Source organism: Psychrobacter sp. H25, from assembly GCF_059076335.1.
Genome location: NZ_JCACRV010000001.1, coordinates 2,361,341 through 2,375,058 on the forward strand (window position 1 = coordinate 2,361,341; position 13,718 = coordinate 2,375,058).

12 protein-coding genes are annotated in these 13,718 nt (G+C 45.9%); 3 read left to right on the forward strand and 9 right to left on the reverse strand.

Annotation, left to right across the window (positions count from 1 at the left end):
- Window positions 1-141: 141 nt before the first annotated feature.
- From AC5JPO_RS09615 to urtA, 8 genes are all read right to left on the reverse strand, one after another.
- Window positions 142-723 (reverse strand): dihydrofolate reductase, encoded by a 582-nt coding sequence (locus AC5JPO_RS09615; protein WP_443526703.1) that lies wholly within the window; start codon window positions 721-723, stop codon window positions 142-144.
- A gap of 80 nt (window positions 724-803) precedes the next feature.
- Window positions 804-1,673 (reverse strand): thymidylate synthase, encoded by an 870-nt coding sequence (locus tag AC5JPO_RS09620; RefSeq protein WP_443526701.1) that lies wholly within the window; start codon window positions 1,671-1,673, stop codon window positions 804-806.
- 151 nt (window positions 1,674-1,824) lie between these two features.
- Window positions 1,825-2,709, reverse strand: coding sequence for a prolipoprotein diacylglyceryl transferase (gene lgt / locus AC5JPO_RS09625; protein WP_443526700.1), 885 nt, complete (start codon window positions 2,707-2,709; stop codon window positions 1,825-1,827).
- A gap of 308 nt (window positions 2,710-3,017) precedes the next feature.
- Window positions 3,018-3,716: an urea ABC transporter ATP-binding subunit UrtE gene (gene urtE, locus AC5JPO_RS09630; RefSeq protein WP_443526698.1), complete on the reverse strand. Its 699-nt coding sequence runs from the start codon at window positions 3,714-3,716 to the stop codon at window positions 3,018-3,020.
- Window positions 3,717-3,814: 98 nt separating this feature from the next.
- Window positions 3,815-4,660, reverse strand: a complete 846-nt coding sequence (gene urtD, locus AC5JPO_RS09635; RefSeq protein WP_443526696.1) for an urea ABC transporter ATP-binding protein UrtD — start codon at window positions 4,658-4,660, stop codon at window positions 3,815-3,817.
- On the reverse strand, window positions 4,660-5,712 hold the full coding sequence (urtC, locus tag AC5JPO_RS09640; protein ID WP_493854032.1) for an urea ABC transporter permease subunit UrtC: 1,053 nt from the start codon (window positions 5,710-5,712) through the stop codon (window positions 4,660-4,662). The genes urtD and urtC overlap by 1 nt, the downstream gene beginning before the upstream one ends.
- A gap of 28 nt (window positions 5,713-5,740) precedes the next feature.
- A complete protein-coding gene (urtB, locus tag AC5JPO_RS09645; protein WP_493854033.1) occupies window positions 5,741-7,378 on the reverse strand; it encodes an urea ABC transporter permease subunit UrtB in 1,638 nt (545 codons plus the stop codon).
- A gap of 496 nt (window positions 7,379-7,874) precedes the next feature.
- Window positions 7,875-9,227, reverse strand: coding sequence for an urea ABC transporter substrate-binding protein (urtA, locus tag AC5JPO_RS09650; protein WP_443526694.1), 1,353 nt, complete (start codon window positions 9,225-9,227; stop codon window positions 7,875-7,877).
- Window positions 9,228-9,615: 388 nt separating this feature from the next.
- Here urtA and AC5JPO_RS09655 point away from each other — a divergent pair, with 388 nt between their 5' ends.
- The gene (locus AC5JPO_RS09655; protein ID WP_443526692.1) at window positions 9,616-11,268 is read left to right on the forward strand and encodes a DUF4139 domain-containing protein; all 1,653 of its coding nucleotides are present in this window, start codon (window positions 9,616-9,618) and stop codon (window positions 11,266-11,268) included.
- 93 nt (window positions 11,269-11,361) lie between these two features.
- Complete coding sequence (locus AC5JPO_RS09660; RefSeq protein ID WP_443526691.1) at window positions 11,362-12,186, forward strand: NRDE family protein; 825 nt, start codon at window positions 11,362-11,364, stop codon at window positions 12,184-12,186.
- Window positions 12,187-12,300: 114 nt separating this feature from the next.
- Here AC5JPO_RS09660 and AC5JPO_RS09665 read toward each other — a convergent pair whose 3' ends face one another.
- Complete coding sequence (locus tag AC5JPO_RS09665; protein WP_057761956.1) at window positions 12,301-12,819, reverse strand: RNA pyrophosphohydrolase; 519 nt, start codon at window positions 12,817-12,819, stop codon at window positions 12,301-12,303.
- Window positions 12,820-13,296: 477 nt separating this feature from the next.
- Between AC5JPO_RS09665 and AC5JPO_RS09670 the strand changes: the two genes are divergently transcribed.
- Window positions 13,297-13,710, forward strand: a complete 414-nt coding sequence (locus AC5JPO_RS09670) for an OsmC family protein (RefSeq protein WP_443526690.1) — start codon at window positions 13,297-13,299, stop codon at window positions 13,708-13,710.
- Window positions 13,711-13,718 lie beyond the last annotated feature (8 nt).

The window sequence follows — 13,718 nt, forward strand, 5'->3', positions numbered from 1 at the left end:
AATGGAGCCTAGCTCCACGGTTGTCTTATTTAAATGTTTTTTAAGCTCAGCAATTAGCGTTGCTGGGCTTTTTTAATTTTCCATATTTGATTTCTCCTCTTACGTTATATGCTTTTAAGTAGAATAGAAGACTAACTGACGTTAGGCTTCTACTTTATAAGTCGTAAATTTAAAGTTTAAATCACTTTTTTCATCATGCATCTGCTCAGACTCTTCTGCTACGTTGAAACGAGCAGGTAACTCAGGATAGAACGCATCACCATCGGTAATATCAGTATCTACGTGGGTCAGTTCAATACGATCGGTATACATCAGCGCTTCACTGAATACACGCTCACCGCCAATCACCCAAATCGTATCTAGGTGTAGCCCATGTGCCAAACTTGCCGCGTGAGTGAGTGCATCGTCCAAATTATGAACCACATGCACGTGGTCATGTCCGACTAGCCCTTGCTGCTCTGCATAGTCCATCCGGGTAGAGATGATGAAGCACACACGTTTGGGTAGTGGCTTGCTATCCATTGACTCAAATGTTTTACGGCCCATGATAACGATGCCCTGCATATCACTACTAGATGCAGTATTTTGCGGATCGCGTGTGGTCATTTTTTTGAAATGTTGCAGATCTGCCGAGATGTGCCACGGTAGTTTATTGTCTTTACCGATACAACGATTGCTACTTATGGCAGCGATCTGGGCGACTTCAGTGTGGGCATAGCTCATAATGTGTCCTTTATACTATATTTTTAAACGTTTATATTTCTAAATTTTGATCTTACGTAGAGCGGGTACTAAGACCAGCTCTATACAGCAACTTTTGCCTTGATAGCAGGGTGCGACTCGTAGTCATTGACGCTAATATCTTCATATTTAAACGCAAATATATCTGTGATATCCGTATTCAAAGACAGTGTTGGCAGCTTATAAAGCGAACGTGTCAGTTGCAACTCAGCTTGCTCGCGGTGGTTTTGATAGATATGGCAATCACCACCTGTCCAGACGAACTCACCGACATCCAGACCGCAAACCTGTGCCACCATGTGAGTCAATAACGCATAGCTGGCGATATTGAATGGCACACCCAAAAATAAATCAGCCGAACGCTGATACAGCTGACAAGAGAGTTTGCCGTCTGCCACAAAGAACTGAAACAACGTATGACAAGGGGGCAGTGCTACTTGCTCTGCCTCACCTGGATTCCAACCTGAAACAATCAAGCGGCGCGAGTTAGGATTGGTTTTTATTTGTTCGACCACTTGTGCAATTTGATCGACGCCATCAGAATTATAACTGGCGTCTTCATTTTTGGTCGCGCCATAGTTGCGCCATTGATGACCATATACTGGGCCAAGATCACCTTCGGGACGATTGAAGCGTGCGGTTTGCTCCGCTATTGCCCACTCATTCCAAATGCGCACTCCATTGTCTTGTAGGTACTGAACATGAGTGCTACCACTCAAAAACCATAGCAGTTCGTAAGCAATAGATTTGAAGTGAACCTTTTTGGTGGTTAGCAGTGGAAAACCTTCTGCTAAGTCAAAACGCAACTGCGCACCAAAGTGACTCAGCGTACCCGTACCCGTACGATCACCTTTTTCGGTACCGTTGTCTAAGACGTGGCGTAGCAAATCAAGATACGCTTGCTCGTTATTACTGTGGTTACCATTGATCATAAAAATGCTCTTTAGTTACTGCTGACAGTAGCTACCGACTAGTCAAATAACCGATACCGCCGCTGTCATTATGAAAAGTATTGCTAGGGTAGGTGCTGCGACCATTTACCCTATTATTCAAGTTATCCATCACTCTACTGGGAGCACAGCCTTAGTAAGCCGCTTGTTTGCCCCAGTCGTAGATGCCGCGCTTGTAAGCGTAACCGATCAAAAACAGACCAATAATAATCATCGGTGCGCTCAATATCTGACCTTTGGTCATCCAACCGAGCAAGATAAACCCTTGATCAACGTCTGGCTGACGGAAGAACTCAATGATGAAACGGCTCAAGCCATAGCCCAGCATAAAGACACCAGTCACCGCCATGCGTGGACGGGGTTTTGATGAATACCACCACAGGAATAAGAACAATAGCAGACCTTCGGCAAAGGCCTCGTATAGCTGTGACGGATGACGAGGTAGTAGGTACTGACCATTGACCTCAGTCATAACGTCTTGCAGTGCCGGATTGGCCTGTAGCTGCTGCATATCAAACCCAGCCGCTTGGGGAAAGTAGGTGAGCCAGTTATAGCCACCATCAGAGACGCGGCCCCATAGCTCGCCGTTGATATAGTTACCGATGCGACCAAACAGCAAACCCGTCGGTACGCAGGGTACGATAAAATCAAGCACTTGAAACGGTGTCTTTTTATACTTGCGAGCAAAGTACAGCATACCTAGCATCACACCGATCAGACCGCCATGGAATGACATACCGCCTTCCCAGACTTTGAACAAGTAGGCAGGGTTTTGTAGCAGCTCGCTAAATTGATAAAACAACACATAACCGACACGGCCGCCTAAGATAACGCCAAGTGCGCCAAAGAACACTAAGTCTGAGACCATATCTGTCGTCCAGCCCTCACGCTTGGTACTGCGATACCATGCCAGGCCATAAGCGGCAGCAAATGCCAGTAAATACATCAGCCCATACCAGTGGACTTCGACAGGTCCCAGTGCTAAAGCGACAGGATCGTACTGAGGGTGAATCGTCATAAGAGTGTCATAATATTGATAATAAAGTGCTGACTATAATAGCAAATTTCATGCGCCCAGCATACATAATTGCTATGACGCCAGTTAGGGGGCGCTAGGAGATTTACTATTGGTGTTGAGGGTCGTTGATAGAGTGCTAGGCAAGAGGTGTGAGAGATAAGGAGCGTTAGATCTCAGATATAGCCGCAGTGATAGAAGAAGGGGTTGAGGTGACCATAGGAGGTTCTTGATAGTGGACAGTCTAAGAAAAGTATGGCGTTCTTAGCGCATAAAAGATGCCCACTACCAAGTAGATAGGATTGAAACAATTAGATAGCCACCAGTTCTTGTACGTTGTTGTCGACCATGGTGTCGCCTGCACCTTGAGACACAACCTTGCCCCGTGATAGCACTGTATAGTTATCAGCGAGCTCTTCGGCAAACTCATAGAACTGCTCGACCAACACAATCGCCATATCACCCTTGTCTGCTAAGTCGCGAAGCACGCGGCCGATATCTTTGATAATAGACGGCTGTATACCTTCGGTTGGCTCATCCAAGATCAATACTGATGGCTCGGAGGCGAGCGCACGAGCGATAGCAAGCTGCTGCTGCTGGCCACCAGACAGATCACCGCCGCGACGATGCTTCATCTCATCGAGCACTGGAAAGATATCATATAAATGCTTGGGTACTTGCTTGGCTTTACTGCGTGAGAATTTTGCCATACCAATCAAGATATTTTCTTCTACCGTCAGTGTCGAAAAGATATCGCGACCTTGCGGTACATAGGCCAAACCTGCTCGGACACGCTGCTCTGGTGACATCTTACTGATGTCTTTATCGTTGAGTAAGATTTGCCCTGATTTGATCGGCAATATACCCATTAAGCATTTGAGCAGCGTGGTTTTGCCCACGCCATTACGCCCAAGTACCACGCTGCACGCGCCTATAGGTGCTGTGAACGAGACGTCTCGTAAAATATGACTGCCGCCGTAATATTGATTGATGCCATTGACTTGTAACATGACGGTCTCCTAACCTCTACATTGTTTTCTGATGTCTATATTGTCTAGCCGTGTATTTACTCGAGATACACTTGATCATCACTCTAGCTATTGACCAATTATCGGCCCAAATAGGACTCAATAACCGCTTCATTGGCTTGCACTTCCGCCAAAGTACCTTCGGCTAATATCGCCCCTTGTGCCAATACTGTGACTTTTTCACTGATAGCATCGATAAAAGTCATGTCATGCTCAACCACCACTAGAGTATGATTTTTCTTTAGTCGTAGACATAGCTCTGCTGTATGCTCGGTTTCGGCATCGGTCATGCCTGCTACTGGCTCATCGAGCAAAATAAGCTTGGGGCTCTGCATCAGCAGCATGCCAATCTCTAGCCATTGCTTTTGACCGTGAGAGAGCAGCCCGGCAGGTTTGTTGGTTTTGTCGGTCAAACGAATTTGTTCAAGAGTAGCATCGAGTGTGTCGCGAGTATCGGCATCGAGTTTGTTAAATAAGCTTTTAGCAACGCGCTTATCTTTTGGCGCCGCAAGTAGTAAATTATCCATGACATTAAAATTTTCAAATACGGTGGGCTTTTGAAACTTACGACCGATACCTGCTTCAGCGATTTCTTCGGTAGATAGGCTAGCAAGGTTATGCGTTTGACCAAAAAATACACTACCGTCAGTAGGGCGGGTCTTACCAGTGATGACATCCATCAGCGTGGTTTTACCTGCACCATTGGGACCAATAATACAGCGTAGCTCGCCCTCTTCGATATAGAGTGAGAGATTGTTGAGTGCTCGAAATGAATCAAACCAAACGCTCACATCTTCTAGGTATAGCGCAATACCGTGGCTAAAATCGACGCCTGATGGCTTAGGATGACTGCGTCCCGTACCGCCATGAGTACGCCCATACTCATTGATAAGCTGCTCAGTCGTTGATGGTTTATCACTTAGCATTATTGTTTCTCCTTTTTGAATCGGTCAAACAAGCCCATAATGCCATTGGGTAAAAACAAGGTGACTACGACGAATAGCCCGCCTAATATCAATAGCCAAAACTCAGGGTAAGCGACTGTAAAGTAGGTTTTGACCGCATTCACCACACCCGTTCCCAAAATCGCACCGATCAAACTTCCTCGGCCGCCAGTCGCGACCCAGACTGCCATCTCGATTGAGTTCACAGGGTTCATTTCACTCGGGTTGATAATACCGACTTGCGGCACATAGAGCGCGCCTGCGATACCAGCAATGACAGCGGACAATACCCAAGCGGATAGCTTGTACCATAGGGTACGATAACCCAAATACTGCAAGCGGTTTTCGCTATCGCGAATCGCACCCAGTACGCGTCCATAAGGCTGGTTCATCAAATGACGCAAACCCATGTAAGACACCAGCAGTGCCAAAGCAGTCACGAAACATAGCACGGCACGGGTTGAGGCAGCCGTAATATCGTAGCCTAAAAGGGTAGTGAAACCAGTAAAACCATTATTACCACCGAAGCCTGTTTCGTTACGGAAGAATAGCAACGCTGCAGCATATACCATTGCTTGGGTGATGATGGAGAAATATACGCCTTTGATCTTGGAGCGAAAGGCAAAAAAACCAAAGATAAAGGCAATCAGTCCTGGTACTAAGACTACTAATGCTACTGCCCACCAAAAATGCTGCGTACCTGCCCAGTACCATGGCATCTCAGTCCAGCTCAGAAAACGCATAAAATCAGGCAAGCCATTGCCAGCAGTCTCACGCGTTAAGTACATACCAAACGCATAACCACCCAACGCAAAATATAGACCATGTCCCAAGCTTAGAATGCCAGCATAGCCCCAGACCAGATCTAGTGCTAATGCTACCATCGCCAGTGCCATGATCTTACCAATAAGCGTGATCCAATAAGCTGAGAGATGAAAAGGTGAGGTCTCTGGCATTAGGTGTAGCCAAGGGAGTATTAAAAGTATGGCAAAACATAAACCGATTAAAATGGCACTGCGCCGCGAGTCAGACAGTAATTTGGTCAGTATCATAGAGCTCTCCTTATTCGACAAAGCGGCCTTTGAGGGCAAATAAACCTTGTGGCCGCTTCTGAATAAACAGAATCACAAGAACCAACAGCACAATCTTAGCCAATACTGCGCCAATACCAATCTCAAGTACGGTGCCACTGACACCCAATCCCAAGGCGGCCAATACCGCGCCCCACACTTGTCCGACACCGCCCACAACGACGACTAAAAACGTATCAATGATATAGGCCTGACCCAGATCAGGACCGACGTTGCCTACTTGCGCCAGTGCACAACCTGCCATACCAGCCAGCCCAGAGCCTAGACCGAATGCCATCATATCGATGCGTGCTGAAGGGATACCAACGGCACGCGCCATTTGACGGTTTTGAGTGACGGCGCGTATAAATAACCCAAAGCGAGTCTTGTTGAGCAAGTACACCAGTAGCGCCACGACGATGACCGTAAACACGATAATGGCGATACGGTTATAAGGTAGTACTAGGCTTGAGGACACTTGATACGCACCGCTGAGCCATGCCACGTTACTGACTTCAACGTTTTGTGCGCCAAAAATCATCCGCACCAGCTGCATGAGAATCAGACTCACGCCAAAGGTCGCTAATAGTGTCTCTAGCTCACGACCATATAACGGACGAATGACAATGCGCTCAATAATCATACCGATGATGGCGCTGACCAAAAATGCTGCGGGAATAGCAACAAGCAAGTACCAGCCCGCCATGTCTGGCATATAAGCTTGGAATGCGTTTTGCACCATATAGGTGGTATAAGCGCCAATCATGATCAGCTCACCGTGCGCCATATTAATGACGCCAAGCAACCCAAAGGTAATTGCAAGACCAAGCGCTGCTAGCAATAAAATACTGGCCGTACTCATACCAGTGAAAATATGCCCCGTCCACGTGCTTATCTGAATACGGCGTGCCACGCTATCTCTGGCATCAATTAGCGCTGCTTCGAGCGTAGGATCCACGTTATCGGCTGCAAGAGCGGACTCGATATCAACCAATACCTGCGGGCTGTCGCTATCGGCGAGTAGATTGACCGCGGCGATCTGAGTGGGGAGGTCACCGTTTTTGAAGTCAATACGAGCTTGTAGTGCGGCTAATGCTTTTTTGACTTTGGTATTGTCTTCATTTGCGGCTGCTGCTGTGATAATGGCTGGATCGACTTGATCGATGTTATTAGCCAAAATCTCCACCGCTTGCAGGCGCTGAGCTGGCTTATCAGATTCGAGCTTTACCTTTGCCTGTCCAAAAATAAGCGCTGAGCGTAATGTGTTGGTCAACGTTATTTGTGATAAATCACTAGGCCAGTCTGACGTTTCTTTTTTGTCAGGATAAGTAAATAGCTGATCCTCTGCATTGAGCAAATAAGTCTGTCCATCATTGCCTTGGTATAGCTCGTCATTTGCAATCAACTCAACCAAACTGTCCAAACTCTCAACCGATCCTGGCCAATTGCTTAGCATGGCTTGGCGTTGACTAAAGTCTCCTGCCACAAATTGGGGAATAGCATCGCCTACAGTTGCTTGGCTAATCGTTGCTGGATGAGCAGTGGGAGATTTTGCAGGCGTTGAGGCATTAGCAGGTGTGGTCAATGACTGATCATTGTTTATGCGTAATGTGTCATTACCGTCGGTCATTGACTCCGATGTCGCAGCGACGGTGTTCGCAGATTGAGTGGCCTTAATCATATGGTCATGGGCATGTTCTGTATTACCATGGTCACCGTGATCAGCATGTGCAGTGGTGGCCAAGGTCGTTATGAATAACGTGGTGACTGCAAGTAGCCGCAAAATCGTGCACACTGAAAAACGAGTGACGTGCGTCATTAGCCCGCTTAACGATGCTTGTTGAGCGTTATCATTTTTGGACGATATTTGCCCTGCAAATGGGCGTAAAGTGTGGCGCTGCATATGCGGCTCCCTATGTTTTACAGACAACAAACCTTCAGCCTCTACCGCTCATGTCTTAAGCGATAAAGGTTTGATAAAGTTTGAAGGGTTTTAAAAGGTCAAACATAACTATAAAGTCAAACATAGCTATGGCGGTTGAACGCGCTCTGATTCGTGATTATGCTCAGGCGTTATAGGCTCACCAGCCATATATTTGTCAGCATACAGTCATTAAAAATACGATCTATTTAGGAATGTACTCGCTCCAAGGCTGAGCTTGGATGACTTCTGGCGTCTTAAAAATCGTATCAAATTGACCATCGGCACGAATTTGACCAATCATGACAGGTTTCCATAAATGATGGTTTTCCTCATCCATTTTTAGCGTGTAGCCTGAAGGCGCATCAAATGTCTGTCCAGCCATGCTAATACGTACTTTATCGACATCAGTGGTACCTGCTTGTTCAACGGCTTGTTTCCACATATTGATGCCCACATAGGTGGCTTCCATCGGATCATTGGTCACAACCTTTTCAGCATTTGGTAGTTTTTGATCTAGTGCATACTGCTTATAACGTTTGGTAAAGTCGCTGTTGGTTGGGTTTTTGATCGACATAAAGTAGTTCCATGCCGCCAAATGCCCTTGCAATAAACTGGTATCGATGCCGCGTAGCTCTTCTTCACCGACTGAGAATGCCATAACCGGAATGTCTGAGGCGTTGATACCTTGGTTGGCAAGTTCACGATAGAACGGAACATTTGAGTCGCCATTGATGGTAGAGATTACGGCTGTCTTTTTGCCTGTTGAGAACTTTTTGACATTGGAGACGATGGTTTGATAATTACTAAAGCCAAACGGTGTGTACTCTTCCATGATGTCTTCATCAGCAATACCTTTTGACTTTAAGAACGCCTTTAAGATCTGGTTGGTGGTTCGTGGGTAGACGTAATCAGTACCTAACAGTACAAAGCGTTCTGCGCCGCCACCTTCTTCACTCATTAAGTATTCAACCGCGGGTATAGCCTGCTGATTAGGCGCTGCGCCAGTATAAAAGATGTTTTCTGATTGCTCCTGTCCTTCGTACTGCACAGGATAGAACATCAAGCCATTTAGCTCTTCAACCACTGGTAATACTGACTTGCGTGATACTGATGTCCAGCCACCAAAAATAACATCTACTTTGTCTTGGGTGAGTAGTTGACGGGCTTTTTCAGCAAACAACGGCCAATCAGAAGCAGGATCAACGACCACAGGTTCTAGCTGTTTGCCGAGTACGCCGCCGCTGGCATTAATCTCATCGATGGTCATGAGTGCCGTGTCTTTTAGAGAGGTTTCGGAGATTGCCATGGTGCCAGATAGTGAATGCAAAATGCCCACTTTGATGGTGTCGCCATCAGCAGCAGGAGTCGTCGTTGTTTCTGTAGTGGTTTCGGTTGTTGTCTCTGTAGAGGTCGCCGTTTCAGCAGGTTTTTGACAGCCAGCGAGGCTCAAGCTACCAACGACAGCGATGGTTAATAGTGAGAAGCGAGATTTGATTTTGCTGGGTAAGTGAGAGTCAACACACTGAGGATTGGCTAAAGTTGGTAACGAAAACATGGACATCTCCTAAATAAACACAAAAAGTAAAAATACTGCTGCTGAACAATAATTAAGACTTCAAGTTCTGTGCCAAGTCAAAAAAGTCAGTAATCGAGTAATAATTGAGCAATAATTAAATCTTGTCGGTTGTTTTCATTAATTTAGTGCACGATTGTTAATAAAAGTGCACCATAAAGGGGAGAGGAATAAAAAGTTGGTGCAGTGTATAGAGCAGCACACTGAAATAGAGAAGCTCTCATTCAAAGACCTGAGGCGATAAAAAAGTTTCTATTAAAAACGGTCAAAACGGCTACGGTAATCTTGCTAAGATAGAGGTTCTCTTATGCGCTTATCTGATATAAGACTGACGGTGACGCTAGGATAATTTCATTTTGAGGAATGACGTATGAATGTCCACCTAACACACTGGTCTGTCTCAAATGATCGTACCAGTATATTGTCTGCGTTCGCTCGAATGACGCGGCTCAATGTCCTGCCAGTGATATGCGGTAGCAGTGCAGTATGGGGTATATCTAGTGCACAAGCAGCTATCAGTAGCGTCGAGCAAGTGACTATCTATCAGGGACTGGCAAGTGTCACACGTTCGTTGCCTATCACAGAGAGTGGCGAGCAAACCGTGATATTCTCTTGCCTGTCACCTTATATAGATAAAGAAAGTCTAAGCGTACAGGCAATAGGTAATGTCAATATTGGTGAAATCAGTATTGAAGCGTTGAGTGGAGAGCAAGCCGCCCAATGCCAATACCAAGGCGATACTAAAGTGCAGACGCAGCAAAACACTCTAGCCAGTATCAATGCTGAATTAGAAGCGGCGCGCTTGGCAAAAGCATACTTACAAAATTTGACTAAAGCCACGCAAGTCAACACAGCGAGTACGATTGCAAATAACGCACGCGACATAGAAGCGCAAGCAACCCGCATTAACCAAAAGATTTTTAATATTGAGCGGCGACAGGCAAGTGCCCAAGACGCACTGAATCAGCTGATGGCGGGCAGCGCAACGTCAACCTCCAATGATGTGACACAGGTAAGTGTGCGCACTGCCAGTCGCTTGCCAAGTAGCGTTAAATTGCACTATCAAGTACAGGGTGCAGGTTGGGAGCCTACGTATCAGGCGCGTCTCAACACCAATAGTGATCAGTTGAGTCTCACCGCCTCGGCGATCATCGCCCAGCAAACGGGTGAGAACTGGACCAACGTACCTGTCACTCTCAGTACCGCTAATCCCAACCAAAGTGCGACAGGACAACTGCCATATGTACCGCGCCTATCGCTATATGAAGAAAACCAAAATGCTCAGTATGCATCAGCTATGGCGGATAACACGCCTGTAGTCGTGTCTGCAAGAGAGAGCTATAGCGACGACTCTAGCTCGCCAAATATGGCGCCGCTACCGAACTTTACGGTCAGTAGCCAGAACAAAAACGGTATCATCGAGTATCGGTTAGCGCAGCTGGTGAGTATCCCTAGTGATGGTAGACGGGTACGCACAGTTATTGGCGAGCAGTCTGGCGGCAGTAAGCTGTGGGTTCGAAGTACCCCTAGCGTTGAGACGACAGCGTATTGGTATGCATCAGCGCCATTTCTGACGCCAGAGTGGGTGGATGGGTCATTACAGCTGTACCGTGATGACAACTATGTCGGACAGTCGCGCTATAATTATCAGATGCTAAAAGAGCAGGGGATTGGTTTTGGCCGTGATTCAAATATTCTCGTGAAAGCGCTGATCAACGAAGATAAGCAAGGTGAAAAAGGTGTGCTAAGCCGCACACAAACCTTAACGACTACCCAAGCCTATCAATTTACTAACCAGCATAACCGCGCTGTACGCTTGCAAGTACTAGGTAGCGAGCCTATCAGCCGCGATGATAGTCTGAAAGTTACAGTCACCCACACGCCGCCTATCACTGATCGCAATTGGAATGACAATCAAGGCATGGTGGCGTGGGATTTTGACTTGCCGAGTAAACAGTCACAGGTTATACGCTCAACGTCTCAAATCAGTTACCCTGCTAATAAAATATTGAGTGGTAATTGATAACCGGCGCTTGATTAGTAAATCAGCTTTAAGTGATGATTTTTATTTTTACCGAAAATCTCGCGCCCAACATAAAATAATAAAAGGAATGCTATGTGTATTGTTGCCATTGCTTGGCAGTTATTTGACGAACTACCTTTAGTACTATTGTCCAATCGCGATGAGTTTTTACAGCGTCCGACGGATCCGCTACATCAGTGGGCTGACCAGCCTATTTATGCAGGACGTGATAGCCAAAGCGGTGGGACTTGGCTGGGCATTCATCAGCAGCCACTGCCAGATAAAGAAGGAAGCGTTATATATGAGCAGAACGGACGCTGGGCGGCAGTATTGAACTTTCGTGATGGTGTGCAGGCAGGTATTAATGAGCGTTCACGAGGTGAGCTGGTCACCCATTTTTTGACTAGTATGCTTAGTCCGATGACATTTGCACGGCAGATTGATTTGCAAAACTATGCAGGCTTTAACCTGATTATTGGTGACGCCACTCAAGCTGTCATCGTTAATAATCGCGGTCATGCACCCACGCCATTATATGCAGGTCTGCATGTCATATCTAACGGTCAGCCAGAATCAGCTTGGTTTAAGACAGAACGTCTGCGCGGCAGGCTGCGCCAAGAGGTGTTGCCATTGATTGCTGAGGACAGTTCGGCTGAATACTGGCAAGCGGCGGCATTCGATGTACTATCGGATAACACCAAAGCACCAGATGATCAGCTGCCAGAGACAGGTATGAGCACTGAGATTGAGCAAACCTTGTCCTCTGTTTATATTGAACCAATAGTTTTTGGTGATGTTAAAACCAACACACCAACTTATGGTACGCGAACTCAAAGCATTTTGACATTACGCAAAGATAGAGATGCAGATTTCACGACCGATATCATCAGCCGAGAATTTGACGGTAATCCAAAGTAGTCATCAATAGCGTTTTGAGAGTATAGGTCTAGGAGCATAAAAAACACCCACGGTAATTGCTAAAAATTCTAGCTATTATAGTGGGTGTTTTGCATCGTACTATTGAGTAACTCATTACATAAGCAGATGGTTATTCTGCTCAGGAATGATCAGTTCTTGCTTTAGGGGGAGTTCGCGTACCAATTCTTGCAAGGCACGGCGATAAACGCCTCGTTTAAAGTGAATTACTTGTCCGAGTGGGTACCAGTAACTGACCCATTGCCAATGGTCAAATTCAGGCTTCCCTTCATCGAAGCGAATATGTTGAGTATTTGGCTCATCTAAGCGTAGCAAAAACCATTTTTGTTTTTGCCCAATACACAAGGGGTGCTGGCCATGACGTACATAACGTTTTGGCAAACGATAGCGCAACCAGTCTTGCGTGACTGCCAATAAGTCTACGTGACGCGGATGTAAGCCGACCTCTTCCCAGAGCTCGCGATACATTGCATCCATCGGCGTCTCCCCGCGGTCGATACCACCCTGCGGAAATTGCCAAGCGTTGTGACCAATACGTTTTGCCCACAGAACCTGCCCTTGTGTATTTGCCAAGATGATGCCGACGTTGGCGCGAAAGCCGTCTGCATCTATCATGACTAAACCTTTTAATTTGTTTAAAAATAGCTCGTCCTAGATCCAAATCATAATAGCAATCGTAATTATTATAAGGTGATTGTTATTGATATCTGCCTAAAACGAGTTTCATTACCGTTATTAAACCAAGAAATAAGCAAAATGTGTAACAGTATTTTGCTATAAAATGTTTCACGAGTTTTACCTTTTAAAATCAACTATTTATAAATGAACTCTTGTATGTTTATAAGATAATGGTTTTGTAGGCGTGGTAATGAGCAGCGACAAATGCACTATTCCAAAACAATCAAAAGGTTTACGAAATAACAGCTTTATCAAAAATCGAAGAGTAAGAGTAGTGTATTTACTCATCGTGACACGGTAGCAGAACAATGGCTCTATAAAATCTTGCTTTGGCTTATGCTACACTAGCCAAGTGTTATATATTTCAAACAATAAAAATAGGCAATATGCCAATCAAAGTAAGGAGCATCTGCAATGTCAGAATCAAAAGCAAGCGTCACATGGCAAGAAAACAAAGCCTTTATGGGCGTGTCACCATCAGGGCATAACGTACAGCTTGATGCTGATAAAGAAAAAGGCTCAAGCCCGATGGAGCTGATCCTGCTAGGATTGGGTGGATGCGCCAGTTACGATGTCGTAGAGATTTTACAGAAATCACGCCAAGCAGTAACGGATGTACGTTGTGAGCTAACTGCCCAGCGCGCTGAGACCGTACCAGCAGTCTATACTGATATCCATATGCATTTCATTGTCACGGGTCAAGATGTCAAAGAAAAACAAGTCGAAAAAGCCATTAATTTATCAGCAGAAAAATACTGCTCTGCTAGCCGTATGCTAGTGGAAGGTGGGGTCAACATTACCCACGATTTTGAAGTGATTGCAGGTTAGGGACTTAT

What these genes read in the sequence shown, in the direction of transcription:
- AC5JPO_RS09665 (WP_057761956.1), bottom strand. Translation starts at nt 12,819, where the DNA reads ATGATAGATGCAGACGGCTTTCGCGCCAACGTCGGCATCATCTTGGCA.
- AC5JPO_RS09670 (WP_443526690.1), top strand. Translation starts at nt 13,297, where the DNA reads ATGTCAGAATCAAAAGCAAGCGTCACATGGCAAGAAAACAAAGCCTTT.
- urtD (WP_443526696.1), bottom strand. Translation starts at nt 4,660, where the DNA reads ATGCTAAGTGATAAACCATCAACGACTGAGCAGCTTATCAATGAGTAT.
- urtE (WP_443526698.1), bottom strand. Translation starts at nt 3,716, where the DNA reads ATGTTACAAGTCAATGGCATCAATCAATATTACGGCGGCAGTCATATT.
- AC5JPO_RS09660 (WP_443526691.1), top strand. Translation starts at nt 11,362, where the DNA reads ATGTGTATTGTTGCCATTGCTTGGCAGTTATTTGACGAACTACCTTTA.
- urtB (WP_493854033.1), bottom strand. Translation starts at nt 7,378, where the DNA reads ATGACCGACGGTAATGACACATTACGCATAAACAATGATCAGTCATTG.
- AC5JPO_RS09655 (WP_443526692.1), top strand. Translation starts at nt 9,616, where the DNA reads ATGAATGTCCACCTAACACACTGGTCTGTCTCAAATGATCGTACCAGT.
- AC5JPO_RS09620 (WP_443526701.1), bottom strand. Translation starts at nt 1,673, where the DNA reads ATGATCAATGGTAACCACAGTAATAACGAGCAAGCGTATCTTGATTTG.
- AC5JPO_RS09615 (WP_443526703.1), bottom strand. Translation starts at nt 723, where the DNA reads ATGAGCTATGCCCACACTGAAGTCGCCCAGATCGCTGCCATAAGTAGC.
- lgt (WP_443526700.1), bottom strand. Translation starts at nt 2,709, where the DNA reads ATGACGATTCACCCTCAGTACGATCCTGTCGCTTTAGCACTGGGACCT.
- urtA (WP_443526694.1), bottom strand. Translation starts at nt 9,227, where the DNA reads ATGTTTTCGTTACCAACTTTAGCCAATCCTCAGTGTGTTGACTCTCAC.